This is a genomic window from Vibrio cortegadensis (genome assembly GCF_024347395.1).
Taxonomy (GTDB): Bacteria; Pseudomonadota; Gammaproteobacteria; order Enterobacterales; family Vibrionaceae; genus Vibrio; species Vibrio cortegadensis.
In genome coordinates this window covers 37,989-63,377 of record NZ_AP025475.1, presented here as the reverse complement: position 1 = coordinate 63,377, position 25,389 = coordinate 37,989, and the positions used below count along the sequence as shown (strand labels likewise).

Below are 25,389 nucleotides of genomic sequence, written 5' to 3'. Positions count from 1 at the left end.
GGTTATGCTGGCGACTGAGTACTAATCGGCGTACCCGCAAACAAACCTGATTTCAGCTCGTCACCCATGCCTGCCGGATAGGCCACGACAGCAGGGTCGATGCTAATCGCTTTGATAGCTGTGTGAGTTTTTGCGCCACTCGTAGCATCAACAGCAAAAGATGAAAGGAATTGAGCCTTTTTCGTTGCCGCGACAGCTGCTTTGTAATGACCGCTGGTTTCATCATGTACCAGTGGAGTGTACTGAGCCACATCTTCACCAGATGCGATAATTACCGTCACATGCTCAATGTCAGTGTCACCTGTAATTACTTCGCTGTAATCTAAATTTTCGGTTGTCATTATTTCACTCCCGTTGCTGCTTTAAAGTCAGCCAAGATTGCAGATGCTTGTACGTCAACAGAGCCTGTTTCCGCATTTTCTTCAACACCGTCTGCTGACAGATTTGGATGTTCTTCGGTACCCATTGCTTGAGCAAATGCATCAGAAGCAGGTTTTTGCACTGAAGATGAAGCCGCCACGGTTGCTTTAGGAGCTACAGCAAGAATACCTTTTGCTTCATCAACACTCATGTTGGTATCAAAAGCTAAATGGTTAGCTAACTCACCACGACCTTCCGCTTCCGCACAGCCCATAATGCCTTTAATGCGAGAACGTTCATCGGCTTGTTGAGATTGCTCAGACGCAGACTGAGCAGGTTCGGTTTCTGCAGGCGCTGTAGTGCTCGCTTGTTGCTCTGTTGCCTGCGAGTCGGCCTGCTTTTTGTCTTTGTTCGGATCCATGACGTTTCCTAATGTGGTTACTGATTTCGGTTTGTTAACGTGCTCAATGAACTCGTTAAGGATGGTATTACTGCTGACAACTTCTTGTGCGAAGCCAATATCAACAGCCTCTTGCCCTGTGTAGCATTCCGCCTCGGTACTAAGTACATCACCAACGCTCATGCCTGTTCCTCGCGATACGGCAGAAGCGAAGCTGCCACGCGTCTTTTTACAGTCAGCAAGAATTTTGTCTTTTACGGTATTTGATAACGCTTCGTATGGGTTTCCGTCGACCTTATGCTTGCCATCAAAAAGAAGGGTCATATTGATCCCATAATCATCCAGCATCTTCGACATATCAGCGTGAGCCACAACAACGCCTACCGAGCCCAAACCGCCGCTTTGAGTAACAAGACGACGTGAGCCCTGAGCGTGTAGCCATTGCCCTGCTGAGTAAGCCATATCTTCAGATAGGGTCCATACTGGCTTAACCTTGCTGCATTGGTGAATCAAGTCGCCCGTATCAGGGCAACCGTAGACGCTACCGCCTCCGGTATGAAAAAGCAGGAATACACCCTTTACGTCCTTATCTTGCATAGCGAAAGCCACTTTTCGCTTGATAACGTCGTATCCGGTGTAGTTGCTGCTGCTCCACCCGAGGTTGTGAATCAATGCACCCTGAATACGGATAACCGCGATACCATTAACAACTTGATAGGGTTTCATTTTGGCGTCGTGTGAAATCCCTGTTGCCAATGCCAATTCCTGCATTGATAACTTGCTGGTATCTAACTGAGGCTTAAAACCACCAAGGGAACTAAGCTGACTCGGCGCTAGCAAAACCGGACATTGGTTAAACTGGCTGATTATTTGGTTCATTTTTGCTCCCATTGTTGGCTGGTTCGTCCGGTTGCTCAGGAGCAAACTGCTCGGCCTGCAACCAACTTGGTCTTGGTAATCCTTTCTCTTCGCGAATCTTCATCTCACGCATTTGCTGTTCAAACACCTCGATGTAATCTTCGCCCATCTTGGCCAGCTCTTTCTGATAAGTAGAAAGACCGCTTTCGATAAGAAGAATGGACTCTTTAACTTCTTTAATACCATCAATCGACAGGCGGCCTGAGCCAATCCAATCACAACGGCAAAGTGCAGAACGTGCCTGCCAGAAATTCGTTCCTTTCGGAAGCCTGACAACACCTTTTGCAACAGCCTCTTCCAGCCATAGCGAAAAAATACGAGTAGCAAATCGCGAAGCAATGAACTTGCGATCACCCATAAAGTAACGCCAACTTTCATTCAAGGCTGCTCGAGCACTGGAGTAGTTAGAGTTTTGGAAGTTGTGAGTTAATTGCTCAACGGAAACACCAATACCAGATGAGATGTATTGAAGAATCGACATCTCCAACTGGCTATAACCATTATCAGCATTCGATGGTCGCTGTAGGTTTAAGCTTTCACCTGGCATTAAGTGAGACACTTTCGTGCCATTCATGCGAATGTTTGCGCCACGGTGGTATTTATTCACCGCGCCCATCCAGTTCCACATGTTCTTTTGTGTTTCTTCACCGCCAGTTATAAAGTTGAAAGCTTCGGTCGAATCTAATTCTGATTCAATCGTAGCTGCAAACATGGCGTTGACGATGGCGTTCTGCAGCTTGGTTTGCTGCAATTTATCCAGCATGTGCATCTGACTCATAACTGACATCAACGCGTTGGTACCGCGAGATTGCCCATCGTCTTTTGCATCAAATACGTGAATAAACTTACTTCGGCCCCACCACGTTTCTTTGCTAACGTAGCGGTAATTGTTCGCGATCATGCCAAGTGGCATCATCGGATTAATATCAGCGACGTAATACCCCTGAGCCTGACCATGACGGCCATGCTTAATCCCGCCACGAATATCTGAATCCATCAGCGTGACATTGCCCGGGTTTCGCACTCGCTTTGGCGATATCATTTTAATAGAGGTGGAATAACCTGCGTGTCGGTCTGGTATCCACTCCGCTGCAGCCATTACGTCGCCATAATTAAAATGCTGACAAATACCTGCTCGGACTAACATGGTGAAAGTCCGCTTTCGCTCTGCATCAATGTAACAACGGTCATCCTCGGCATATTCCAGCCAAGCCGCCTCTACATCGGTTTTTAAGTCCATGAACTCATCTTCAGTCCAACCCAATCGACGCCACATTGGCTGCCAATTAAGTTTGAAGATATGACCAACAATGTTATCCAGGTGCAGACGCATACCGCCTGCTGCATAACCATGGTTACGAACTAAATCGTCTGAGCGAGCGTTGCTTAAATCAAGGCTTGGCAACAGGGCTGCATCTTCCGTCATTAACGGTGGCGTCCACTCTGCCAATTGACCGCCAAACCCCGCATTTCCACCTTCGTAACCTGCCATTTGCCGAGCTGGCATTCCAGACGGATGCAGAATTTGTACGTCTTTCATTAAATCACTCCCGCTGGGCCTCGACGCCTGCTTTGTCCTGCAATACTTTCCAGCCGCTGAATTTCACTAAGCAGGCTTTGCTTATCTGCCGGACTGTATTCAACCCGACGACCATCTTTTTGAATGACGCGAGCTGACTTACCCATCAATAGATTTTGATAAGCCAACCGCATTTGATCTAACCGTTGCTGATCTGTCATGTATTACCCCGATGCGGCACCTAGTGCCTCAATATCTATTTCGTCTTTACTGGATGATTGAGGTTCGCTGAGTTCGGATAAATTAATACCGAACCGGCTAGTTGATATTCTGAGAGCAGCGAGGGCATAAACCAGGCAATCTAATGCCTCGTTTCGTCTACCTTCGTTATCCCACCTCAGAACTCGCTTGCCATTCACCAACTTTTCAACCAGTCGCTCTGATGCGAGTTGCTGGCACACCACCTCATCACAAACTTCATCATTCAACGGGAGGTGCATAACCCCATCCATTGGTTGATCTTTAGCTTGTGGTGACTTCTCCATCTGCAAATACAGCAAGTCTTTCGCGGTATCAGTACCGATTTCAGTGTGATAAACGCCGTTCTTATTGCGCTTGAGTGGAAATGAGGCGATTTGCTTGCCGTAAGTACTGGCACCTTTAATTGGTATGACACGGAATAGACCGTGCTTTTTACTGCGTTTGTTGACGATATCAGGGTCAATACCACCCGTATCCCAACACCAACGAGCCACGGTCATTTCAGCGCCGTTGGCTTTTTTGTAGGTTTGATTGATAACTTTATCGACCATTTCCAAGGTGCTTTCTTTGTCGTAATCACCCATGCAAATGGTTTTGTTGATCAGCCATTTTTCATCATTTGGCCCCCAACCCCACGTGTAGCATTCGTATCGGTTTCGCTGGCTATCAATACCGCCAGTTAAGTAAACCGCCCCATCAGGTACCGGAGCGTTGTAAACTTCTCGGCGCTCTTTAAGCACTTCAAAATCTAACTTCTCACCGTTCTTATCTTCATAATCCTGACCAAGAACCGTGTTAATAAATGTCCGTTCGTTTTCAGGCTTGCCTCTGGCTCGAAGCCATTCATCGACAATTTCACCCCAACCATCAAGGTTGAGTGAGTAAATAGCATTGATTTCAATGCCAACGTTCCGTGGTGGTTGAGTTCTGAACCCATTCTCAGAGAAGAAATGGATCCCGTCTTTTGTCCATGTGAAGTCCTCTGCCATCCATCGTCCTTCCTGCTCCATTTTGGTCAGGTCGGAGTAATGGAAAGACTCGCCACAGTCGTTCACGTTGCTGCACTTGTAATGCGCCGTTCTGGCTTTCTTTTCAATAGTTTCTTGAGTGTCGTCCCACAGTAGGCCGTACTCTTTTATCTCACCGTCGCGTTCTCCAAACTCCAGCACCTGCTCAGTACCGCAATGAGGGCATGGCAAGTAGAAACGGAATGTAAGATCACAATCTTCAAGGATGTTCGAGATATGCGAGTGACCAACAACCGTTGGCGTTGTACCAAATATGGCTTTTGGAAAGCTGGCCCCTTTCAAACGCTTTAATGCAAGCTTGATAGGGTTACCTTCGCCTTTCCCACCTTTGCCAACTTCAAGTGGCCAGGCGTTAACCTCATCACCGACCACGACTTGTTTGGTTAGTCGTCGGAAGTTACCTGGTGATGTGGCGCCTCGAAAGTCTAGGATTGAACCAATCATGACTTTCTTTGAAACTTTGTTGTGCTCGCTCTTTACGTTCCAGTCGGGGAAAACTCGCTGAATAACGGGCATCTCTGCAATAGCAGGATCAACTTCATCAACCACAAAGGCATCAGATTCATCGTCGACTGGCTGGTAAATAACAGCACTGCGTTTTTTGTGCTCTGCTAAGTAAAGCAAAGCGGCTACAACCATTTTTGTGTAACCGAGACGTGCGGACTTTTTTACAGCCAACAAACGAATACTGTCGTTTGTCATCATGTTAAGTAACGCCACCTGCAGTGGTTGCGTTACCCAAGCACCTGCTATTTGAGAGCTACCCTCTGGTAGTCTGAAATATTTGTCCGACCATTCAACTCCGGTTAACGGTATCGTCGCCTTCAATGGATTCAAGGCTCGCGAAACCGCTCTCGATATCGCTATCTTCGTATGCTGAGAGATCTGGTTTAACGTCTGCAAGCTCATTCAATGCCATAGCCAATTCTCGCTTAAGTACCTCGATTTGCTCTGGCGGCATATCCGGCCATGCCATCTTCAACTTCGGTAGCCACGAATCCACTCGGGTTCGCAACGCAATCGCAACCATTGAAATGGTGTCTGTGATGATTGAGATAGGAGCATATTGTTTTTCGAGTACCAGGCGCTTTGTTCGGTTGAGTAATATGCGTTCTTCACGCTCATCATTCTTGAGCTGTTGTTCGCGCTGTTTTTCCGATTCTTCGGTAGGTGTTTCCGGTTCTTCTTCAGTCGGTTTTTCGACTGACTTATAACTGATGTAGGAGTGAATGCACTCCATAGGATCGATACCGTCTCGACCCTTTGCTTTCGGCAGTACGCCTTGGTTTTGCAGGTTTCTGACTTGGCGATCTGAAATGCCAAGTAGGTCACCGATTTGCTTCTGGCCAAACTTGATATTCGGATTAAAAAGCTGCTCTTTCATGCGGAAACCGGAAACCCTGAAAAACGAAAAAAATTTAAAAGTGAGAGGTTTTCTGCGAGGTCATGCCCCCGTGGGGTTCCAGATACGCCGGAAGGACCCATTGCGACCGCGGTCGCATTAGACAGGCTTAGGTGTCTGAGAAAGAACACGAAAGATGATCGTCAACGCAGCTGCAGTAGCGTTCAGCCCTGCATACACTGGCATACTTACATGCACCTCAATCAATGGGAGCAGAGAAGCCAGCAGGTTCATAGCCACGACGGCCAGTGCCCATTGGATACTCCACAGCTTTCCTGACTCTTTCCAGTTATCAATTAGTTTCATGGCCACTACCTTTTATCTCTTTGGTTAGTTTGATTGGGAACATAGGATCCAGCTCTGGATTGATGGATGTGGCTGCAATGCAGTAAACCGCAAACAATCCTTCAAAGAAGTCCAGCAACCACTCAGGCCACCCATTGCGAACGCAGACAGCGTTGGTCTGTTCATTGAAGTAGATAGGCACCACACCAAATAGAAAGGCGTAATGTGTGTAGTCTTCTTCTATCTGCTGCTTAGTCAGTCTGTGCTTGAACATTGCCATCGGTCACTTCCTTTGATGCTTGAATAGCTAAACAAATGGACTCTTCAAGGCGCTGCTTTGCTAACTCCATCTTTGTTGGGTTAGCGGTTGGCTGATTGCTCATCAATCGCTCTAAAGCCTGCCCTTGTGTATTCAGAATTGCTTCAAACATAGCTACCTCGTTGCGCCGATTGGATACATGCAATCCAATGCACCACCCACATATCTATCGACTTTTTCCTTGAGTTGGTTCGGGTTTGTCAGAGTCCGGTGGATTGTCCAGGCTCTGACTGTCATGAGATTGGTTTCCGTAACGAATGCATAGTCTGCCCGTTCAGTTATCGTTACCTGTCCACGTGGAAGTTAATCACTACATGGTGACACCCTCGGTTGTTCATACTCATTTCAGGTTATTCCTAAAGAGGCTCGTAAACCCACTTAGAAATAAAGCCAGCACATGGCTGGCTTTAGAGTAAGCAATGGATATAAGGAATGTGCTCGCGCTAATCGACGCTACTTGTCGGCCTGCTTATCCTGGTACCACTGTTTGATCTTGTCGGGCTTTTGCCCACACTTCTCTAACGCACCCTTCCAAATCAGGTCACGTTCAACAGCTTCATCCCTTGTCAGGGGCGGGCCATCGAAAGGAATATCACAAGGTGTTAGGAAAGCCGCAGGTGGAAGAACTACCACATCACGAGTCTGCGTCACCACTTGGAGATCGGTAGTGCTGCCACATGCTGTCAATAACATCGGCAGGCAAACGCTTAGAGCCACAATCATCTTCTTCATTCTGCAGTAGTCCTTTTAGTTCACCGACGGCTTGATTCACTGTTGCGTCCACGGTCGCATTGTAAGTTTTCATGTAATCAACGGCTTTACGCTCATCGTCAAGGTGCTGAGTGAGCGTATTAATCGTTGAATTCAAATCGGTATTGACCTGAGTAACGGTTGCAATGGATAGCTTGGCTGTTGCAAGTTCAGCCTGTTTGGTTGCAATGGTTGAGTCTTTCGATTCAATCTGTTGCTCCAAATAGTCAACACGCAAAGAAAAGAAACCAATCACCAACCCAAGCACCACAATAAAAATGCCGTTCATCTTAGTTAGCAAAACAGAGCTCCGTTTCTTTCTGTCGCCGCTTAACTAGGCCTGGTAACTTCTTACCAGCCCCATACACCCAAAACGAAAGCTCGTTACAAGCTTTGGAGTAGTTACCTTGGCGAATGTGTTTATAAATGCGTGTCTCGCTGCCATCAGGGTTATGTCTGAATCGCGTACAGCCTGTGTTGAATATGAATGATGTGAAAGCATCAATTTGCCCTTGGCTCATCGGAGCATCACCCATCGAAGCAACGAGACATTTTTCTGAGGATTTGATGTTTTTAACCCAATCCTCTGCGACTTGAATTTCAGTAACCGGCTTATCATCTACGCCATGAGTATTCCCCACACCGTTAGTGATTAAGCCGGACGGGCAAACATAAGGATCCAGTCGGCATCCCTCTGCATTGCCTATGATCTCCAAGGCTTGTTGTGAAACCATCAGGTCGCTTTGAACAACCCCTCCGGTGATAAGAGCAATGATGGCCATGACAGAACAAACAATCTTGTTTTTAGCCTTCATTACCGATCGTCCTCTTCAAGAAGTGTTTCTAGCGGTACTCCGCTCGCCACTTTGGACTTGAGCACTTCATGATTTTTATGCTTATAAACCCAAGTGAGGATGAAAGAAGCTAGACCCAAGAACAGGCCTCCAATCACACCCCACTCACTGACTGAAAATGCACCGAGAACAGTCACCCAACCTGCAAAGAACTGGGTAACCTTCTCACCTTTCGCAATAAAAAAAGCGGCGACAACTCCAGCTAGAGCAGTCAGCCATAGTTGTTTTTTCTCTAGCATTAGGAGCCTCACGCTTTTGCGTTTTACAACTGGTTAAATGAATCAACCGTCGACAAATAAGTGCCTTCTTCCATCTCAATACCAATAAAACGGCGGTTTAACTTCACACACGCTTTACCCGTAGAGCCGGAACCCATAAAAGCATCAAGCACAACATCACCTTCACGACTGCTGGCAGTGAGAATGTGCTCCAGCATTTCCGCTGGCTTTTCGCATGGATGTTTACCTGGGTAATACGCGACAGGAGTAAATGTCCAAACATCGGTATAAGGCACGTCACTGGTGACGCTGAATGGACGACGCAAGCTTTCATACTCAGCTTTAAGATCGTCATACTGACGAGTTAACGACTGATAGTCCGCATTAAGTGCATCGTACTCTTTGGTTAGTTCTTCATGAGAGCGTTCAAGCTTTCCAGCATGTTCAGCAAACAGTGCTTGCAGCTTTTCATATTGTTCTCGATTAGGAAGTTGCCACTGACTGGCACTAAACCAATGTGAACACATCTGTGTGCCAGTAGCTTTGTTGATCTCTTTGGCTGAAATGCCAAGCGTCTCACGGGCTTGTTTGAAATATTGAATCAGAGGCTCAAATACCTCTTTCTTTAATTCAGAACACTTCTTCGCATAACCAGCCACGCCTTTAGCATGACCTTCCGAACCGTAGTGTTCAGCGAACAGTACACGCTCAGTAGCAGGGAAGAAGGACCGTAAATCAGCTTTTCTCATTCTGCGCCATGGGCCGTTTGGCTTAGCCCAAATGATATGGTTCAACACATTAAAGCGTTGCCTCATAAGCAATTCAGTATCTGCTGAGAGCTTGTGGCCACAAAACAAGTAAATACTGCCTGATGGTTTTAGCACTCGCCAAAACTCAAGCATGATCTCGTCTAACCACGCCAAGAACGTTTCTACATCAGGCCACTGATTATCCCAAGCGTTTTTCTTTACTTGGAAATAAGGTGGATCAGTTAAAACAAGGTCGACGCTGTTATCTGGTAAGGTTTTAAGATAAGACAGGCAATCTGCATTAAACAGCTGCACCGTGTTATTTAAGAAGGAATGGTTCAATAGTGCCTCCGAGCTTAGGCGCTCTTGGCACTCTCCTTAATCAAAGTTTTGCACCGCTTGCATTTAATCGAAACAGTGCCAATAAATTCACATAATTTCGCGCCGCACTTAGGGCAACGCAGTTCTATTAGTTTTGTCATATAGTCTCACTTTCGTGTAGACTCCAACCGCTTTGCAAAGCTGGATGGGCCTTGGTTTGGCTTATGACTAGCGTAATAGGTCAGATGGCTGTGAGGTGTTCCCGCACTTCACAGTCGCCCATTTCATTGCCGTAGAAGATGCACAGCTCCCTCTCTGCAAAAGCAGGTCTCAGGTACTCAAGGCTGCGCCCAAATACGAAAAAACCCCGCCATTTGGCGAGGTTTCAATTTGTTCACGGTTACAAAAACCGCACTTTGGTAAATTTATACCCTAACTATAGGACATTTGCAACTGCATGTTGTGTTTTATTTGTGGTTAACACACAAGATGTAGTGTTTAACGTTAGCAGCATCAATTCACCGAGGTCGGTTGTAATGTAGCGACCATCTGGGATCTTCTTTAATTGTCCAGCTTGGCTTAATTGCTCCATAACAAAGGCCACGTGCGGCAAACTTGCCATACCCCTAGCCATTGCGTACCCACCAATACTTTCGGCGCTTTGTGGGCCGCACGATGCGTTTTCAAGTATTTCTTTTACTAGGTTTTCTTGGGTGTTTTTAATCTGGTTCATATAACTTCTCCTGGCGTATTAAAGTCAGGACGACACTAATTATTGGTCACGTGGAAAGCTAGTCTTATTGGAGGGAAAAGCCGTGGGTGTGACCACGACCTCTCATTACGGAAAAACAACTAGCTATTGGGAGTACTTTCCCTTACTTACCAATTCGTGGCTTTCCAGTAGGCCCTTGATCTTTACCTAATTGAGACATGACGGCAAAAGACTGGCGCTGCAGTGCTTCAACTTGCATCAGTAGCCCAATAATCTGGAAATTATTGTTAATTACGGTTTGCGCCTCAATGGACATGTCACCTGCAATGTTTAGTGACTTGGTTTGAATCTCAACACGCAACTTCTCTGTTAGTTCTTCTAGCTTCCAACCAGTCGGATTATCACGACTCATCAGAACGGGGAGGTTTGTTGCGGCAACTTGCTGTTGAGCTTCTTCGATAATGTGAGCAACGTCTTCAACTTCCAGGCCACAATTTTCAATCATTTCTACAAGCTTTTCGTTCATCTTAATTTTCCTTTTTCATTTATAACTTCACCATCAATGACCACTGAGCGACTTTGAGGTGAAAACGTACTTGAAGTAGGGCGCTGCTCTAATATCGTTTCAATTTCAATTCGTGCCTGCATTCTTCCAACCTCTAACCCGAGAAAATAACCTTCAAAACCTGGCCTTTCCTTTTGCAGCTGCTTCGCTTCCTGCTCCTGTTCTTTGAGCTCCAAGCATAGCGACTGCAGCTTTTTGATAAGCTCCCTATCCACTATTCTTCCTCATCTTCAGGCATGCAATTGCTGCATGTATGTTCATTGCTGTGCCATTCACCACATTGGCCCCAGTGAAAGGCACTGCCGCAACTTTTACATGCGCCCATTTCCGATAGATCGACAGGTTCATCACAAACTACACAGTCACCACAATATTCAATTTCACCGTACATTGGACACCTCTGGTTTATATGACTCTAATAACTTGCCTATATTGATAACCAACTCCATCTTGTTATCTACGCATCCGGTAGCCATAGCATTAGCGGCTGAATTTAAAAGCTCATCCACTTCAATGCTTTTAACCTCTTCAAATGCAAATTTAAGCATCCCCTGCCTGTCAGTAGAAAAACCTTCACGCATTTTATTGCCGTAATTCATCAACAACTGGCAAGCACTAATTTCCATATTGAATCTTGTGGTCCTTTGAACGGCTAAAGAAATTGGTTCTTCTCCAAGGTATGCCGACAGAGTTAGCTCTTTTGCTATGGTTTGACGTTGTGCTGATTCATATCCAGGCGATTTAACTTCATGAATGATGATTTTTCCCAATTTACGAGCAAGATGATATTCAGCATTAGCGCCTAAGCTATGTTCCCAACCAGAAAGCATTAGGATGCAATCTGATGTTCGAACCATTGAACAACAAATATCCATATACTCTGGCTGAGATAATCCATCGGGTAGCAAGGCTGGATTTAGGACACTAAAACCTTTATTAGATAGTTTCAGATCCATCTTATTAAAAGCTAGACGGTTAAATTCAGGCAGGCCACTCATTGGGCCTGCAATATAGACTTTAGTCTTCACGCAACATTCTCTTCTTTAACAACATCGAAATGGACTTGAGTTATTACCTCACGATCACCAATTGGACGCTGATAACAACGGCGAAGCTCGCTTTTTAAATCTTCCATCGTCGCAAAGCCATCTAGCCTGGCATCATTAAGTTCAAGGTCTGATAACAAGCAGTGGTTTACATACCAAATATTGACTGGTAGAAGCTGCCCTGTTTTTTCGTTTTTAATATGTGCAAAGCCTGGATGAATATCTTTATTACCAAGACGAACACTTGTGCATTTATGAGCCGAGAAGATACGATTAAAGTTCTCGTCATTGAGTGTTAATTCGGTATCAACCGAGTGAACTACCTTATTCTTCATTATCGTCACCACTGTATTCAATAACACTAACAGGCTTATTCGGTTCTTCCGTTCTCCAGCTAGGCGCCCATTTATCTAACCAAGCTTGCGCCTGTGGTTGAGTCATGCGGTTATGCGTCATGACATACGCCTGAAGTTCACTGGAATCGGATGGAAGCATGATCAAGACCTATTGGATGTAAAGTAACCCTGCAGCAATGGCGTAGAATGCCGTTGCTGCTATAACAAGTTCAAAGTGCTTAAACGTCATCGTGTTGGCTGCTGAGGCTGGCCCCATCCCTCTTGTCTTCTACCGCCTAACATTTGCATCACGCCATTAAAGCCTTGCACCACAACCTCTGTCGTATATTGGTCTTGACCACTTTGGTCTTGCCACTTACGCGTTTGTAATTGGCCTTCAATGTAAACCTGTGAGCCTTTATGAAGATATTCACCTGCGACTTCTGCAATCTTTCCAAATAGAGCAACACGGTGCCATTCAGTTTTCTCTCGTTCTTCACCAGTAGCTTTATCGCGCCATGATTCCGAGGTTGCGATGGTGATGTTTGCGACTGCAGAACCATTCGGCATGTAGCGAACTTCTACATCAGCGCCTAAGTGACCAACTAAAATTACTTTATTAACTCCGCGACTGGCCATTATTCAGCCTCCTTTGGAGCAATAAGAACTTCACGAGTACCGTTTGATTTGTAATCAGAAACAACACCCATCTTTTCTAAGTCTTCAAGAATTTGACTCGCTCGGTTGTAACCGATTTTGAATTTACGTTGGACGCCTGAAACACTGGCACGACGTGTTTCTGCTACCCAATCTTGAACCTTGGTGAGTAGAGAGTCCGTGTTTTCACTTTCTTTTACGCTGACAGTAACTGTCATTCCATCAGGCAAACCTTTTGAAGCAGCTTTTTGAATATCAGATGCCCAAATAACATTCCCTTTAGAGTTATCTAATTTCTGAGGAAATGAATCACCATCTAACAATCCAGAACGACCACCGAACACTAAAGACAGATCTTCAATAAGAAGACCTAACTCTTCTGTCATAAGGAAAAAGTCAGCATTATGGTAGGCAATATCATCATTACCTTCGGGTTCTGCATCACTATGAAAACGAAGTTTGACTAACTTCATATCGACATTGCGTTGAGTTTTAGATTCCGGCAGGCTGATAAGAGTAAATGAGACTTCATATTTCAATTCGTTCTCATTAATCAACTGACATTTATCCATGTCACATTCAACCAAAGAAAGAGAATCGAACACGCTAAAATCAATCGCATTACCTTTAGATACGACTGTTTGCTTTGCCGTTTCCCCACGGCCTTTTATCGTTCCTTCATAATCAACATACAGCCATTCCGGCTTAATAAAGCGATGATCATCTTTAGGTAAGCTCACCCAATCATTGATATAAGCGCAAGGCTTAGCGCCTAAGCGAATAGGCAAACAAGAGAAAGAACCTAATGCCTTACGAATGCCACCAATAACATCTTCACTCTTACCGTCGCTTTTCTCATCAATAACTAATAGCTGGCGCTTTATATCGATGTAGAAACAAGAGCGGTGATGCTTAACAGGCTGCAAGCGAAGTAATTCCGCATGGGCAGTGGTTTCAACATCATCACGAAGTTGATTGGTAATCTTGGTACCTTTCTCTTCCAAATCAGCAATGCGGCGCTCTTTTAAAGCATTCAACTGATCACGAGGTACTGAGCGAGTGGCGTCAATGTATTGAATAAATAAGCAGTCATTAACAACATGCGTTACTTTCTCGTTGTCATTAAATAGAACGTGTTCAAAACCAGTGCTCTTTACACCAGTTTCACTCAATTGGGTAAATCGTTTTGATGAAATCTTTTCTTCAATATCGGCAATAGAAAGATTGAAGTCGTTCAATTCATAAATAGAGGCGTTTTTAAATAACATGGGTGATCTCTAATGCTGGATTTTATTAAATTCGATTTGAATACCATTTGGCTTTGCGACCACGGTCGCAATCGGCTTTTCATCTTGAACCCAACATTCGTTTTCGCAGTGGTAGCCTTGCTTTTCTAAGAAAGTCTCTGCTTGGAAGTATGTTTGAAAGATAAAAGGTTCATTGCTGATTGCTATGGTTCGCATAATGGCTCCTTAATGTCTTAGGCCGCTTTTACGGACGCTAAAATATCTATTCTGTTTTTCCCTGGAGAATAAGAAAGGATGGTGTGTTTAAGTTTCTTATTAAGTTTTTCTAATAACTCGACAGTTTCAGCATCAACACCGCCACACTCTTCAAATGAAAGATCTTGAGGCAATTCATCGCACCAAAAATCACTCTCAATCTCTCGAGCATAATTCGGCTCACAAACAACAATCATGGCATCATTGATGTTCAGTTCTTCATCTTCATAGTGCGTAAAAATATCGTCAATTTCGCCAAAATATTTGTCAGTACTTTGGTCGTATAACTGTGCACTTCCATCCCATTCAACCACTGGCATTCTGAGGAAATTATCTTTCTCTTTTACATCGCTACACTTCTGGCAATAAGCGTTCTTTACAAATACTTCACCGCACTCACACTTACGGTGAGTAGAGCCACTCCATCGCGCTAAATCTTCATTGTCACCATAAAAACGACCATCCCTTGAAACCCAACCGCTAATGTTTTTTTCAAAACGGGCTGCTTTTGATGAATCAGCAAAGATAACTAATGGGAATGCAAACATTGCTACCACACCATCTTCTGTGTCCCAAATGCCAACAAGGAAAGCCCCTTGAATATCGATGCTAGGCTTCCACTCTAGACAGCTGCCAATTTTACCACTACACCAAAGCTCACCCATCTCGCCATCCATAATGACAAGATCACAATCAAGCCCTTTACTAGCAAACCATTTTTTGCAGGCTTCCAACTTGGTTTTCTCATCCCACATAGGTAACTGTGGATGTGTCCAAAACCCTTGTTCATCGCGCTTAACGTCAAATGCTTTCATGTTTATCTCCTGGCTTATGCTGCATTCTGGCTTTGATTTTTATAATCACGATTCCATAGTTGTAAAATGAAAGCGTCGCCAGCTCTGTTTGTTAAAGCCCAATTTGCTATTACTGCAGGCTTATTATCGAACGCTGGTGTGTGGAATTTGCAGTTTGGACACATCAGCATTAATTCTTTTGTTTCTCGGTTATATCGCCATTCAGGCAACCATTTCACTTCTGGTTGAAGCTTGAACGCGACGTTGCAAAGGCACGTTGGCATATCTTCTGGTAGTTTTTGGGCTGCGTCCCCATTCATACACATGATCGAGTCCCTCCTGATCGAACTTATTTAAAATTCCGAGCAGGCGATTCCAACGGCAAGACCAACGCTTATTCCAAGCGGCCTCGCTCTTACCTGCCAACCGTGCAATCTTGGTTTGTGGCAGCAGGGCCGTACCTGCGTTTATTTCATCGCGCTTTTGCTGACAAGCCAACAAAGCAAGATGCTTAATTAATTCAGATGATGAGCCCCTTAACGAACGCTCTTCCTGCGAATTAAACTGAGCAAGTAGTTCAACTAGAAATTCTCCAGATGGCAGTTGTGCGCCGTCGCTGTAGCAATAACGCAACCATTCAGCGACACACGTGCGTGCGTTATTCATGGCTCTAACAAGCTTGGTAAATTTAAATGCTTGAGGCGGAAGAGGCATTGGTGACTTCTTGAAAGTTCTACATGCTAACGTTGTGATTGGCTGCGCATTGATACGACTTGTCGTTTCATTACCCTCACCATCGACCCCAACAACGATCTCGCGAGTAGGGCGCTTCTGATACTTACTATTGCTACTACCGTTATTCTCAAAGCCTTCCAACTGACCTTTGGTACGAGGAACAACTAGCAGTGCTTGGCGGATTTCTTCACGCAATCCTTCTTTGTTATATCGCACTGCAAATCCCTCTATTCTTTTCTGAATAACTGGCTGTTAGCCATAGCAACATAAGCCGATGGCAAAATGCCACAAGCCTTATTTATTGCGCCGAGCTCAACAAAGCTGGTAGCAATAAGCTCATACAATTCATTTGATAGCTGCTGTAAATCAGCTTTATCGTCGTTACTGTTATAAACACCGTCCATTGCTGGCTCTGAGTGTTGAAGCACATCTGCAAATTCTTTAGATACGTTAGAAAGAGAAGCCTGCATTGCAGTGAGTTTTGACTGCGTGCCAATAGGGGAGAGTGGAGTATAAAAGGTACCCATAGCACCACACACATCATTCAGGCACTTGGTTCTGTATTCACTCGGCAATGCAGCCATCCAACCAAACGTAAAGTCAGCAGGCATAGGCGAATCTTCTTTTATGATTCGTTCTATCTGCTTACATTTGGTTTTCTGCCAACGTTGAAAGACATCGGCATCCGTTGGTTCTTCACCTAATGCACCAGACTCGATCAGATTATTAAGTAAAACCCCCTTAACAAACTCATCACGACGTACATTAGATGCGTCAAAATAGGCAAGCGTATGTCTAATGACAATCTGCGCTAAATTGCTGTCGTTCGCTCGACATTTCATTGCTGCCCCTCCTTGCGTATCTTTATTGATGTGAAATCGCTTTTAAGCTCACCGTTAGTAATAACCTCCAGTTGAAACTGGCGTAATTCAGGGACTGTATCGCCCCACTTACCAATGGCCTGCTTTGAAACTTTTAGTGCTTTCGCTACTTTTGGCTTGGAGCCGAAGTAACCTATAACGTCAACTGTATTCATACGATGATTCTACTAACTGGAAGCGCAAAAGTAAACCTAGGTTTAGGTGATTCTAAACACAGTTTGAGTTTAAAAAACAGGTAAACTTGGGTTTACTTTGCTGCTAATATATACATATGAATAAGATGGGTGATCGCATCCGAATGCGAAGAGAAGAGCTTGCTCTCTCAAAGACAGAATTAGCCAAGGCAGCTGGTAGTTCCATAACCATGGTTTCCAAATGGGAAGCCGGAATGACTATGGGAATAGAGTATGCAGCCAAGATATGTGAGAAATTAGACATATCGTTGATCTGGTTGTATTACGGTGGGATTAACTCATCTGCTACTTGTGTAACAACAAAGATACCAATCGTTGGGAACACTCAAGCAGGACCAGACAAGGAATGGTTCAACTTAGACTTCCCTGCGGGCTTTGGTGATAGCTATATAGACTTTCCAGCAAAAGGTCGGAATGTGTACGCCCTAAAAGTTATAGGGGATAGTATGGCTCCGAGAATATTGGAAGGTGAAGCTGTTATTGTTGATCCTGACTCTGAGCCAGCAACAGGTGAAGAGGTTATCGTCCGATTAGAGAGTGGCGATGTAATGGTTAAAACATTAGCAGCTATCAGAAACGGGCAGATATTTCTAGATAGCTTTAATAATGGCTATTCCAGAATGACTTTCCCATTATCTGAGGTGTCTTGTATTCACCCTGTGATAGGTGTGGCAAGATCGAGCAAAATTAAGACAGCCTAGATGTAAACCTAGGTTTATTTCTTGTCAATCCATGTTTAGATCGTTTACTATTGTGGCTTAGTGAACGTTCAGGGACATGGTGACAATATGTTTTTATATACAGAAAATTACTATGTAACTGATTTTAAAGAAATTTTTACAAATTGCAGATACAAAAAAAGCCGGTTGTGGCGACCGACTTTTTATGCGACTGAACAGCTAGACAAAGAGCTAAACAATCTTCTCAAATTTTGTTTAATTCTAGCTGTCTACTTGCGTGCGCGCAACTGAAATTTTGCCTTTGTGCAAAATTTGCTCGTTGTGCTATCTGCTATATGAACACGGACAGTAGATGAACCATTTAGAATTAACATTAATAGAAGTTGAAGAAGCACTAAGCTATATCAACCCTGACCTGCCTTTTAAGGACTGGTCTAAAGTTGGTCGCGCACTCTATTCTGAGCACGGCGAAAATGCCCGTGATATCTTTGAAAGCTGGTCTAGTCAGGGCAGTACCTACAACAAAAGAGAATTCCAAAGTTGGTGGAAGAACTTTCGCCGTACTAAAAAAACCTCTTTCGGCTCATTTATTTATGAAGCAACGGAAGCAGGTTGGAAGCCTGAGCGTAAAGAACGTACTGCAGAAGAGAAGCAGCAGCTTCAAGATGAATTCACAAAACGTCGCAAAGCAGCAGAGAAGAAACGCGAACTAGCTGAGCAAGCGCAATGGACCGAACTGGAAAAAGAGCACCACGAATTCAAAAGCTGGTCTGCTCAATTTGCACCAACGGGTTATATGCAAGAAAAGCAAATGACCGACTTGGCTCGATTCGTTGACGTTCGCTTAGGTTACGACAAATACCAGCGCCCATTCTTAGCTTGGCCTATTCACGATGAACTATTTAACCAAGGTAACTTCTGCGGTTATGAAAAAGTTATCGACAAGCGCATCCAAATAGGCAAGCGAAAACTAAATAAATTCTCTAGTGATAATGCCCGAACTGATATCGGGTTTATTACGTTTGGTAAGGATTGGGTCCACGGTCGCAAACGTGTGTTTGTTGTCGGTGGTCTTGCAGATGCTTATGCTGCGCACCTTACTAGCGGTGAAGTGGTTATTTCACCAATTGGTGAGGGTAACATTCCTCATATAATTGAATTACTTCAAGAAAAGCACTCGGACATTGAATTTATTGCCGCACCTGATAATGACAAAACAGGTTGGGAAATGATTGAGCGTGCTGGCGGCTTCTGGACGCTACCACAAGCGGAAGGTAAAGACTGGAGTGACGTTTATATTACTGAGGGCGATGAAGCTCTAGTAAGCCAGTTGAACAACGTGAGAGGCTTTCAAACTCTAGTTTCAAATACTCGATACCTACAAGCTGAGATTCGTAAAGGTTTGAACCTCCTGAAATCAGGCATGGGTACGGGTAAATCAACGACGGTTCAAAAGTTCATTAGACAGAACCCGCAGTTAAAAACTCTAATCGTTTCTCACCGTCGCGCTCTGGCTAAGTCACTTCGTACCAGTATCAATGATGAAAGTATCCAGGTTGAGTATTACGAAGACCTAATCATCAAAGATTCAGGTAAAGGCATTGATGCCAATATGGCTCTGAGATCAGCAAATATTCTTGTTTGCTCGGTTGATTCACTTCACCGTTTAGCTGGCTCTCGTTGGGATGCGGTTTTTGTTGATGAAATCGAACAGAACCTTAGCCACTACTTTGCAGAAACTAACCGATTCGGTGAGCACTGCCTTAGCTACCTAACTTTTGCACTTACTCATTCAGACTATCAGATCCTTGCAGATGCTCACCTTGGTGATTTAACCAAGTCGTTCTGCAATCGTATTGGCCTGCACTCTGGTTTCATTTATGACAACCAATACCAAACAGGCAAAGACGAAAACGGCACACCTAAAAAGCTATTCGTTTACGAGTCAAAAGCACACTTAACTGAGGTAGTAATGCAGCAGTTAATGGCTAAAGGTAAACGTTATATTTACGCGAACTCTAAAGCGGAAGTAAAACGTATAGCGACTGCAGTTGAACAAGAACGTGAGCGTGATAACTACGCTGGCAAAGTTTTAGTTGTGCACGCTGACGTTACTGATCAGGAAGATGTTGCTACGGCATTGCAAGATATTAATGCGGTAGTGCCTGACCTGGATGTAATTATCGCCAGCCCAACGCTTGGTACCGGATTTGATATTAGCGCCAACTGTCACCAGTTCGATAAGACTATTGGTTTCCTATCAAGTCGTGTTGGTACAAGTGAAGAGGGCCACCAAGGTTTAAACCGTGCGCGTAACATTACCGAGTTTCATGTTTACTTGGATCCGGCAGAACGTAGCGAACCAACTGACTCTGATTACATTCACAGCAAACTTATTGATGAAGTATCTGCTGAGACAATGAAAGTGTTAGCCATTGATCCATCAACTGGCGAATACACATCACGCAACCCACTTTTTGAATGGCTTTACTGTGAAGTTAAAGCAAAGCAAAACCTTTCTAAAAACCGTTATAAAGCTCGCTTCATTGAGCTGGCTGAGCATGATGGCTATCAAATCATTCATGTCGCTAAAAATGAAATGGCAGCGACCATGGGTAACACCATCCGTGAACTAGCAAATGAACGCACCAAGCGCGAATTATTACGCGAGATTGGTGAGGCGCCAGTACACATCGGTGAAGCATTCGACAACATGATGATGAACGGTGAAAACCACTCATCCGTTGAGATTGCCAAATCTAAAGTGGTTCACGACTTAAACCTAGACGACGCGACTGACGACGAGCTCGATGCCTTATACCCACTGGCGAAAGAACTTTATAAAGAGTTTGAACAACCAGGTGAAAATGCAGAACTTAATAACGCTGACGCGCCAATTAATTTCCCTGAATCGCTACAAGAAGCCGTGACTTGTGCACTAGCTTTCCATCAAGAAAAAAACCGCTATGTTAATTCAATCAAGCGCCTTACTTGGGTGAACGTTACTCACCAAACAGCGAAAGCACTTGATACCAAAGATGTACAGCACGCAGAAAGCCGAGTGAGCTGGCGTCACCTTTCTATTCGCCGCGCTCACATGATCAAGCTGCTTCGTGTTGCTGGCATCGATGAGCAATTGAATTACAACGGCAAAAAATGGACTGCGGAAGAGTTAAACAAAGAACTCGGCCCATGGCTAAAGCAGAAGAAGAACAAAGACCGCCTGTTCAAATACTCAAACATCACGGTTACACCAAACACACTAGAAAACCCATGCCAGTGGCTAAACAACCACCTGCGCTCGTTTGGCGTGCCTGTTGTTGCTGGCAAACGCCGCACCAAAGGTAAAGCCGTCAATGTTTACTTTGTTGATACAAACGCATGGGACGGCGTTCGTGCGCTTGTTGATATGCGTACTCGAGGCATTGAAGCCAGCATGGAAGACCACGATCTAGTCGATTTGAAGACGCTGACTAATAGCGTGAACAATTTCATTGACTCAATCAACAAGGGCGACTTCAAGCCAGGTTGGAACATCTTATTTAATAAGATGGACAAGCAATGTGTACTGGCTGGCCAGATAGAGCTTCGTGATGAACTGGCGCAAGCATTTGCCCAAATTGCGGACCGCTTTGATGATCAGGCGATTGAAAAAACTGATCCACCCTCGCCAACAGTTTTATATAAATCAATCGGGCAAGGTGGATCACCTATTCATACCCAAGATGCTAGCTGTGATAGGGGTTTGTCGTATATAGAGGGAGGGGAAGAAGATCCACAAGTTCAAATCCACATCCCATCTGCTCAGACTCTCAGCACGCAACACCGTGAGATGGTTGAATTGGTGGCTACTTTAGCCGTGAACAAGTACAAATTGCCTGCCGATAAGGTTGTGGCACTTATGGAGAAAGAGGGCTTAGAAGTGTTCTCAAGCAATGCAGAGGCATGGGCCGGCTCAATTCGAGATATCTTAGTTGGTGAGGTTTGGTGATGAGTCAATCAAATGTATACCTGTTCTCTGTAGCGGCAGATAAGAAGAAAAGAGAACAAGAAGCCGAGCGCAAGGAGCGATCGAGACAGCGCATCTTACGCGCAGCAGCAAAGATTAAGTGGTGATGTTATGTGGTATGTAGTTGTGTTTATTGCTGGCTTTTCTCTGGCTGTACTTATTGTTCAATGGGGCGACATTAAGCGCAGTTTGGTAAATAAGAGAAAGAGAAAGCTATATCAGAAGTTATCAAAGGGTAGGGCAAAGAAAGTCGTAGACATTCGCACATGGGATGAGGTTTGGTACTACCGCGAATATCCTTTTCTTATTAATGGTGAAACTGTTTGTGTTCCTGGTAACTTGTGGCTGTGGTGGCATTGCAATGATGAGTATAAGAGGCTTCATACTGTAGATGGAAAACCTGTTGGGTATTTGAAAAGCTCCATAATAAGAAGTCGAAAGTGTTATTCAGGCTGGTTTCATTATAAGGGGTTATCTCTTGCCGATGGCCCTAACCAGACGGGTAAAACGGTAAAAGTATCGGCAGTGGTAGAAGTTTACTGATAATAGGTTTTCAACGTAATCTGTGGATAAGAAAAAGGCTGGGGTTATCCCAGCCTTTTTGTTTTGGTTACTGCCAGTATTTTGCGAATCGCTTGTTGTAATCCACCAGCGCAGCGTTCACATATTCGCTTTTCTTACCTGGCCCCATGTGTTCAAGAACGATGGTACCGCGATGTTTTACTTGGGCGATCCACCAGCCGTCTTTCTTTATGGTGCTTATCATTGGCTTTTTCGGCAAACTTGCACAAAATTCGTATTCTTTCCAAGCTGCATGCATAGCCAGCATGGCGTTGTCAGCTGTCACAGTGAAGTCAAAATCTAAACCGTGATAGTTCATCGAAACTAACCAGTAGCCATTATCCAAGCGCTTAGGGGCGGCGAACTTTGGCTTTTCTTCCGGTTTAACTGGTTTTTCTTCAGTTTCCGGTTTGGTTTGTTCTTTCTCTTTCTCAGGCTTAGGTTCCGGCTTCTCCGGTGAGTCAACCTCTCGCTTCAAGATAGTGTCGAGTGTAGTTTCAAACGATAGAGCTTCTTCGACGATGGCCATGTATTTTCTGATGGTGGCATAGTTACCACCAAAATTAGACTTGATGGTTCTTTGCTTTATTTCAATGTCAGGATCCTGCTTGATTAGCTTTTTAACGTTTTCATGCATCTTAGCCAGTGCTTTTGAGCTGACTATATCTTCATGGCTATCAAATCGTTGCAATTCGCTCAGGCGGTCTTTTTCATCTGCTACGATGCTTTCCCACTTCTGACCAGCTCTTAGTATTTTAAATTGTTTATAGTGAGCTTGGGCTTTTGGATCTGAATGGCCAAGTAGTGTTTGGAAGAACATATCCTGATCAACGTTAGCCCATCGCTTATCTTCATCAAAAAATAGCTTAAAGCAAACAGCCGCGTAGATAGCACGAGTATCTTTAAACACCCAAGAGCGATTAGGTATGCCCGTTGAAATGTTCGCTGCTTCCATCATGTCACGCATGAAGTCGTTAAGATATGCCGCGGTTCTATTGTGTACCAGCTCGTTGAATTGGTAATGGCGACCCGCGTCCAGTTCATCAATCATTGATGTTACTTTCGGGTATGAACGGAGCATAGCGATTGCTGCTAGAACTTTGTCAGCTTCCACCAGGCTGTAGATCTCGAATTTATTTTCACGGTCAACACCACCACGTTCCTTAGCTTGGCCCGAGAACATAAGCTTATGAGTACCAGATTTTTCAAACTCACCCTGAACTAGAACTTCAATAGCTCGACGGCCCGTAGCTAATGCAATGCCAGTGGCTAGTGCTTCCCAGTTCCAAATATCAGGGTTTACTGGTGATAGGAGGAACTCACAGCGTGCCATGATTGTTGGGTAGTCGATATCAATTGTCTGCCCTTTCTTTTTTGACAGAGCGAAGGCGCTTGTCTCAGAAGATACAGCTGCAGCAAAAGAGTCCTTAACCAACCAACGCATGATCTCATGGTCAATTTTGATACCTTCCAAGTCATTGAATAGCTCGCCACATTCATCTAACAGCGCGAACAATGCTTCTTTTTGGTGTGCACGGTCATCTTTGTTGACGGGCTTTAGTCGTTGCAGCTCAGGTTTCCACGCTTCAAATGATTTGGCTGTGTCATTGACCATGGATGCATACCGAGTGCTATTGATGTCAATACCATCGACAGCCTTCTTCAATCGGTCCACCTGCAGCAGTTTATCTTTCAGAGCCTTAACAGCAAGACGCGTAGCCTCAAGCTCTTGGTCCTGTAGCGGCTCAATAAGGTGTTGGCAGTGAGGGTATTTCTTACCTAAGCGATCCAAAGTCACGTGCAAAGAATGGTGTAACCAACCCTTGCTTGTTACCTGGTTGCGGATTTTAGTTAGGTACTTGCTTGCCGTGTTATGGGTTATACCATTGCGCTTATTCTTCGCTCGCTTGCCGTACAAGGCACGAGTGACCTTTTCTGCAGCACGCTTGAACGCTTGGGTCTTTTGCCCTTGCGGCTTATCGCTTTCGTTTATCTCGCCTATTTCCTTGAACATGTCTTCGATGATTTTATCGAGATCAATTTTTCTGGTTCGTTTTTCAATATCACTATCAATCATGGTGTTCTCTCCTGACGGCTTTAATGTGTGCAGTATATAACAAGATTAAAATATAGTCAACAACGTGTGCATATACATAATAACACAAATGTGTGTGCAATGCATAACATAACACAATATATCGTTACCCCTTGCACACGTGTGCTAATACTAACTATTTACGTAAATAGTTAGTATTAGCACACGTGTGCAAGGGGTAACGATATATTGTGTTATGTTATGCATTGCACACACATTAATGTTATTATATATACACGTTGATTGACTATATTATATTCTAATCTTGCTATACACGCATTAAAGCCGTCGTCAGGAAGAACACCATGATTGATAGTGATATTGAAAACGAACCGAAAAATTGATCTCGATAAAATCATCGAAGTATGTTCGAAAATAGGCGAGATAAACGAAAGCGAAGCCGCGGGGCAAAAAAAGACAAGCGTTCAAGCGTGCTGCAAAAAGGTCACTCGTGCCTTGTACGGCGCGAGCGAAGAATAAGCGCAATAAATATAACCCATAACACGGCGCAATACCTAACTAAATCGCAACCAAAACTAACAAAGGTTGGTTACACCATTCTTTGCGCGTGACTTTGGATCGCTTAGGTGAAAAATACCCTCACTGCCACCTTATTGAGCCGCTACAGGACCAAGAGCTTGAGGCTACGCGTCTTTGCTGTTAAAAACTCTGAAAGATAAACTGCTGCAGGTGAACCGATTGAAGAAGGCTGTCGATGGTGATTGACATCAATAGCACTCGGTATGCATCCATGGTCAATGACAGGCAAATCATTTGAAGCGTGAAACCTGAGCTGCAACGACTAAAGCCCGTCGGCAAAAAGATGACCGTGCCAAAAAAGCATTGTTCGCGCTGTTAGATGAATAATGCGGCTATTCAGCTTGACTGGAAGGTATCAAAATTGACCCGTAATCATGCGTTGGTTGGTTAAGGACTCTTTGCTGCGGCTGTATCTTCTGAGACAAGCGCCTTCTGTCAAAAAAGGGCGAACGGTGATATCGACTACCCAATCAATCATGGCGCTGTGAGTTCCTCTATCACCAGTAAACCCTGATATTTGGAACTGGGAAGCACCCAGCCACTGGCATTGCATTAGCTACGGGCCGTCGAGCTATTGAAGTTCTAGTTCGGGGATTTGAAAAATCTGGTGCTCATAAGCGCTGTTCTCGGGCAAGCTTAAGGAACGTGGTGATTGTTGACCGTGAAAATAAATTCGGATCTACAGCCTGGTGAAGCTGA

Annotated in this window: 30 protein-coding genes and 2 pseudogenes; 3 read left to right on the top strand and 29 right to left on the bottom strand. The window is 44.5% G+C overall.

What is annotated here, in order from left to right; genetic code table 11:
* Positions 1–2: 2 nt before the first annotated feature.
* From OCV39_RS20970 to OCV39_RS20835, 28 genes and pseudogenes are all read right to left on the bottom strand, one after another.
* Positions 3–341, bottom strand: coding sequence for a hypothetical protein (locus OCV39_RS20970; RefSeq protein WP_016786052.1), 339 nt, complete (start codon positions 339–341; stop codon positions 3–5).
* Positions 341–1,639: a S49 family peptidase gene (locus OCV39_RS20965; protein ID WP_261890223.1), complete on the bottom strand. Its 1,299-nt coding sequence runs from the start codon at positions 1,637–1,639 to the stop codon at positions 341–343. The genes OCV39_RS20970 and OCV39_RS20965 overlap by 1 nt, the downstream gene beginning before the upstream one ends.
* Complete coding sequence (locus OCV39_RS20960; RefSeq protein ID WP_132941305.1) at positions 1,614–3,218, bottom strand: phage portal protein; 1,605 nt, start codon at positions 3,216–3,218, stop codon at positions 1,614–1,616. Before OCV39_RS20960 ends, OCV39_RS20965 begins: the two co-directional genes overlap by 26 nt.
* Complete coding sequence (gpW, locus tag OCV39_RS20955; RefSeq protein WP_016786049.1) at positions 3,218–3,418, bottom strand: gpW family head-tail joining protein; 201 nt, start codon at positions 3,416–3,418, stop codon at positions 3,218–3,220. Before gpW ends, OCV39_RS20960 begins: the two co-directional genes overlap by 1 nt.
* Positions 3,419–3,421: 3 nt before the next feature.
* A complete protein-coding gene (locus OCV39_RS20950) occupies positions 3,422–5,323 on the bottom strand; it encodes a phage terminase large subunit family protein (RefSeq protein ID WP_261890222.1) in 1,902 nt (633 codons plus the stop codon).
* Positions 5,283–5,870 carry a hypothetical protein gene (locus OCV39_RS20945; RefSeq protein WP_261890221.1) on the bottom strand — a complete coding sequence of 196 codons (588 nt, stop codon included), beginning with the start codon at positions 5,868–5,870 and terminating at the stop codon, positions 5,283–5,285. Before OCV39_RS20945 ends, OCV39_RS20950 begins: the two co-directional genes overlap by 41 nt.
* A 117-nt stretch (positions 5,871–5,987) precedes the next feature.
* Entirely contained in the window at positions 5,988–6,194 is a 207-nt protein-coding gene (locus tag OCV39_RS20940) for a DUF7940 domain-containing protein (protein ID WP_261890220.1), read from the bottom strand.
* Positions 6,181–6,453, bottom strand: coding sequence for a hypothetical protein (locus tag OCV39_RS20935; RefSeq protein ID WP_016786045.1), 273 nt, complete (start codon positions 6,451–6,453; stop codon positions 6,181–6,183). Before OCV39_RS20935 ends, OCV39_RS20940 begins: the two co-directional genes overlap by 14 nt.
* Positions 6,425–6,604 (bottom strand): hypothetical protein, encoded by a 180-nt coding sequence (locus OCV39_RS20930; RefSeq protein WP_016786044.1) that lies wholly within the window; start codon positions 6,602–6,604, stop codon positions 6,425–6,427. Before OCV39_RS20930 ends, OCV39_RS20935 begins: the two co-directional genes overlap by 29 nt.
* A 341-nt stretch (positions 6,605–6,945) precedes the next feature.
* A complete protein-coding gene (gene lysC / locus OCV39_RS21270) occupies positions 6,946–7,185 on the bottom strand; it encodes an Rz1-like lysis system protein LysC (protein ID WP_081327200.1) in 240 nt (79 codons plus the stop codon).
* Entirely contained in the window at positions 7,127–7,543 is a 417-nt protein-coding gene (locus OCV39_RS20925; protein WP_261890219.1) for a DUF2570 domain-containing protein, read from the bottom strand. Before OCV39_RS20925 ends, lysC begins: the two co-directional genes overlap by 59 nt.
* Positions 7,533–8,057, bottom strand: a complete 525-nt coding sequence (locus tag OCV39_RS20920; RefSeq protein ID WP_261890218.1) for a lysozyme — start codon at positions 8,055–8,057, stop codon at positions 7,533–7,535. The genes OCV39_RS20925 and OCV39_RS20920 overlap by 11 nt, the downstream gene beginning before the upstream one ends.
* Positions 8,057–8,335, bottom strand: coding sequence for an HP1 family phage holin (locus OCV39_RS20915; RefSeq protein WP_016786040.1), 279 nt, complete (start codon positions 8,333–8,335; stop codon positions 8,057–8,059). The genes OCV39_RS20920 and OCV39_RS20915 overlap by 1 nt, the downstream gene beginning before the upstream one ends.
* A gap of 23 nt (positions 8,336–8,358) precedes the next feature.
* Positions 8,359–9,405 carry a DNA methyltransferase gene (locus OCV39_RS20910; protein WP_016786039.1) on the bottom strand — a complete coding sequence of 349 codons (1,047 nt, stop codon included), beginning with the start codon at positions 9,403–9,405 and terminating at the stop codon, positions 8,359–8,361.
* Positions 9,406–9,820: 415 nt separating this feature from the next.
* The gene (locus tag OCV39_RS20905) at positions 9,821–10,117 is read right to left on the bottom strand and encodes a hypothetical protein (protein WP_261890217.1); all 297 of its coding nucleotides are present in this window, start codon (positions 10,115–10,117) and stop codon (positions 9,821–9,823) included.
* Between the two features lie 142 nt (positions 10,118–10,259).
* Complete coding sequence (locus OCV39_RS20900; RefSeq protein WP_261890216.1) at positions 10,260–10,622, bottom strand: hypothetical protein; 363 nt, start codon at positions 10,620–10,622, stop codon at positions 10,260–10,262.
* Complete coding sequence (locus OCV39_RS20895; RefSeq protein WP_261890215.1) at positions 10,619–10,876, bottom strand: hypothetical protein; 258 nt, start codon at positions 10,874–10,876, stop codon at positions 10,619–10,621. The genes OCV39_RS20900 and OCV39_RS20895 overlap by 4 nt, the downstream gene beginning before the upstream one ends.
* On the bottom strand, positions 10,876–11,052 hold the full coding sequence (locus tag OCV39_RS20890; protein ID WP_261890214.1) for a hypothetical protein: 177 nt from the start codon (positions 11,050–11,052) through the stop codon (positions 10,876–10,878). Before OCV39_RS20890 ends, OCV39_RS20895 begins: the two co-directional genes overlap by 1 nt.
* Positions 11,053–11,407: 355 nt before the next feature.
* Positions 11,408–11,689: pseudogene (locus OCV39_RS20885) on the bottom strand (DUF4406 domain-containing protein); the annotation flags it as partial.
* On the bottom strand, positions 11,686–12,042 hold the full coding sequence (locus OCV39_RS20880) for an ASCH domain-containing protein (RefSeq protein WP_132941298.1): 357 nt from the start codon (positions 12,040–12,042) through the stop codon (positions 11,686–11,688). The gene OCV39_RS20880 and the pseudogene OCV39_RS20885, both read right to left, overlap by 4 nt.
* Positions 12,032–12,202: a hypothetical protein gene (locus OCV39_RS20875; protein ID WP_261890213.1), complete on the bottom strand. Its 171-nt coding sequence runs from the start codon at positions 12,200–12,202 to the stop codon at positions 12,032–12,034. Before OCV39_RS20875 ends, OCV39_RS20880 begins: the two co-directional genes overlap by 11 nt.
* Before the next feature lie 95 nt (positions 12,203–12,297).
* A pseudogene (ssb, locus tag OCV39_RS20870) lies at positions 12,298–12,681 on the bottom strand (single-stranded DNA-binding protein); the annotation flags it as partial.
* Positions 12,681–13,967, bottom strand: a complete 1,287-nt coding sequence (gene rdgC, locus OCV39_RS21150; protein WP_290269309.1) for a recombination-associated protein RdgC — start codon at positions 13,965–13,967, stop codon at positions 12,681–12,683. The gene rdgC and the pseudogene ssb, both read right to left, overlap by 1 nt.
* 9 nt (positions 13,968–13,976) lie before the next feature.
* On the bottom strand, positions 13,977–14,162 hold the full coding sequence (locus tag OCV39_RS20855) for a hypothetical protein (RefSeq protein ID WP_261890212.1): 186 nt from the start codon (positions 14,160–14,162) through the stop codon (positions 13,977–13,979).
* Positions 14,163–14,179: 17 nt separating this feature from the next.
* Positions 14,180–15,016 (bottom strand): hypothetical protein, encoded by an 837-nt coding sequence (locus OCV39_RS20850; protein WP_261890211.1) that lies wholly within the window; start codon positions 15,014–15,016, stop codon positions 14,180–14,182.
* A 201-nt stretch (positions 15,017–15,217) separates the two neighbouring features.
* Entirely contained in the window at positions 15,218–15,946 is a 729-nt protein-coding gene (locus OCV39_RS20845) for a bacteriophage antitermination protein Q (RefSeq protein WP_016786028.1), read from the bottom strand.
* A gap of 11 nt (positions 15,947–15,957) precedes the next feature.
* A complete protein-coding gene (locus tag OCV39_RS20840; RefSeq protein ID WP_261890210.1) occupies positions 15,958–16,572 on the bottom strand; it encodes a hypothetical protein in 615 nt (204 codons plus the stop codon).
* Positions 16,569–16,766 carry a Cro/CI family transcriptional regulator gene (locus tag OCV39_RS20835; RefSeq protein ID WP_016786026.1) on the bottom strand — a complete coding sequence of 66 codons (198 nt, stop codon included), beginning with the start codon at positions 16,764–16,766 and terminating at the stop codon, positions 16,569–16,571. Before OCV39_RS20835 ends, OCV39_RS20840 begins: the two co-directional genes overlap by 4 nt.
* Positions 16,767–16,882: 116 nt before the next feature.
* Here OCV39_RS20835 and OCV39_RS20830 point away from each other — a divergent pair, with 116 nt between their 5' ends.
* The 3 genes from OCV39_RS20830 to OCV39_RS20820 all read left to right on the top strand — a co-directional run bounded on the left by OCV39_RS20830 (position 16,883) and on the right by OCV39_RS20820 (position 22,037).
* Positions 16,883–17,506 carry an XRE family transcriptional regulator gene (locus tag OCV39_RS20830; protein ID WP_139130471.1) on the top strand — a complete coding sequence of 208 codons (624 nt, stop codon included), beginning with the start codon at positions 16,883–16,885 and terminating at the stop codon, positions 17,504–17,506.
* A 331-nt stretch (positions 17,507–17,837) separates the two neighbouring features.
* A complete protein-coding gene (locus OCV39_RS20825) occupies positions 17,838–21,476 on the top strand; it encodes a plasmid replication protein, CyRepA1 family (RefSeq protein WP_261890296.1) in 3,639 nt (1,212 codons plus the stop codon).
* A gap of 129 nt (positions 21,477–21,605) precedes the next feature.
* Positions 21,606–22,037: a hypothetical protein gene (locus OCV39_RS20820; protein ID WP_261890295.1), complete on the top strand. Its 432-nt coding sequence runs from the start codon at positions 21,606–21,608 to the stop codon at positions 22,035–22,037.
* Positions 22,038–22,104: 67 nt separating this feature from the next.
* On the opposite strand, the gene OCV39_RS20815 is transcribed toward OCV39_RS20820, so the two are convergent.
* On the bottom strand, positions 22,105–24,132 hold the full coding sequence (locus OCV39_RS20815; RefSeq protein ID WP_261890294.1) for a telomere resolvase: 2,028 nt from the start codon (positions 24,130–24,132) through the stop codon (positions 22,105–22,107).
* Between the last annotated feature and the right edge of the window lie 1,257 nt (positions 24,133–25,389).

Excerpts from the sequence above, each read along its gene's own strand:
- OCV39_RS20855 (WP_261890212.1), bottom strand. The coding sequence starts at position 14,162 with ATGCGAACCATAGCAATCAGCAATGAACCTTTTATCTTTCAAACATAC.
- OCV39_RS20875 (WP_261890213.1), bottom strand. The coding sequence starts at position 12,202 with ATGCTTCCATCCGATTCCAGTGAACTTCAGGCGTATGTCATGACGCAT.
- OCV39_RS20920 (WP_261890218.1), bottom strand. The coding sequence starts at position 8,057 with ATGAAGGCTAAAAACAAGATTGTTTGTTCTGTCATGGCCATCATTGCT.
- OCV39_RS20905 (WP_261890217.1), bottom strand. The coding sequence starts at position 10,117 with ATGAACCAGATTAAAAACACCCAAGAAAACCTAGTAAAAGAAATACTT.
- OCV39_RS20945 (WP_261890221.1), bottom strand. The coding sequence starts at position 5,870 with ATGAAAGAGCAGCTTTTTAATCCGAATATCAAGTTTGGCCAGAAGCAA.
- OCV39_RS20825 (WP_261890296.1), top strand. The coding sequence starts at position 17,838 with ATGAACCATTTAGAATTAACATTAATAGAAGTTGAAGAAGCACTAAGC.
- OCV39_RS20890 (WP_261890214.1), bottom strand. The coding sequence starts at position 11,052 with ATGTACGGTGAAATTGAATATTGTGGTGACTGTGTAGTTTGTGATGAA.
- OCV39_RS20880 (WP_132941298.1), bottom strand. The coding sequence starts at position 12,042 with ATGAAGAATAAGGTAGTTCACTCGGTTGATACCGAATTAACACTCAAT.
- OCV39_RS20820 (WP_261890295.1), top strand. The coding sequence starts at position 21,606 with ATGTGGTATGTAGTTGTGTTTATTGCTGGCTTTTCTCTGGCTGTACTT.
- OCV39_RS20850 (WP_261890211.1), bottom strand. The coding sequence starts at position 15,016 with ATGAAAGCATTTGACGTTAAGCGCGATGAACAAGGGTTTTGGACACAT.
- OCV39_RS20970 (WP_016786052.1), bottom strand. The coding sequence starts at position 341 with ATGACAACCGAAAATTTAGATTACAGCGAAGTAATTACAGGTGACACT.
- OCV39_RS20840 (WP_261890210.1), bottom strand. The coding sequence starts at position 16,572 with ATGAAATGTCGAGCGAACGACAGCAATTTAGCGCAGATTGTCATTAGA.
- OCV39_RS20960 (WP_132941305.1), bottom strand. The coding sequence starts at position 3,218 with ATGAAAGACGTACAAATTCTGCATCCGTCTGGAATGCCAGCTCGGCAA.
- OCV39_RS20915 (WP_016786040.1), bottom strand. The coding sequence starts at position 8,335 with ATGCTAGAGAAAAAACAACTATGGCTGACTGCTCTAGCTGGAGTTGTC.
- OCV39_RS20900 (WP_261890216.1), bottom strand. The coding sequence starts at position 10,622 with ATGAACGAAAAGCTTGTAGAAATGATTGAAAATTGTGGCCTGGAAGTT.
- OCV39_RS20935 (WP_016786045.1), bottom strand. The coding sequence starts at position 6,453 with ATGGCAATGTTCAAGCACAGACTGACTAAGCAGCAGATAGAAGAAGAC.
- OCV39_RS20830 (WP_139130471.1), top strand. The coding sequence starts at position 16,883 with ATGAATAAGATGGGTGATCGCATCCGAATGCGAAGAGAAGAGCTTGCT.
- OCV39_RS20940 (WP_261890220.1), bottom strand. The coding sequence starts at position 6,194 with ATGAAACTAATTGATAACTGGAAAGAGTCAGGAAAGCTGTGGAGTATC.
- rdgC (WP_290269309.1), bottom strand. The coding sequence starts at position 13,967 with ATGTTATTTAAAAACGCCTCTATTTATGAATTGAACGACTTCAATCTT.
- lysC (WP_081327200.1), bottom strand. The coding sequence starts at position 7,185 with ATGTTATTGACAGCATGTGGCAGCACTACCGATCTCCAAGTGGTGACG.
- OCV39_RS20815 (WP_261890294.1), bottom strand. The coding sequence starts at position 24,132 with ATGATTGATAGTGATATTGAAAAACGAACCAGAAAAATTGATCTCGAT.
- OCV39_RS20835 (WP_016786026.1), bottom strand. The coding sequence starts at position 16,766 with ATGAATACAGTTGACGTTATAGGTTACTTCGGCTCCAAGCCAAAAGTA.
- gpW (WP_016786049.1), bottom strand. The coding sequence starts at position 3,418 with ATGACAGATCAGCAACGGTTAGATCAAATGCGGTTGGCTTATCAAAAT.
- OCV39_RS20965 (WP_261890223.1), bottom strand. The coding sequence starts at position 1,639 with ATGAACCAAATAATCAGCCAGTTTAACCAATGTCCGGTTTTGCTAGCG.
- OCV39_RS20930 (WP_016786044.1), bottom strand. The coding sequence starts at position 6,604 with ATGTTTGAAGCAATTCTGAATACACAAGGGCAGGCTTTAGAGCGATTG.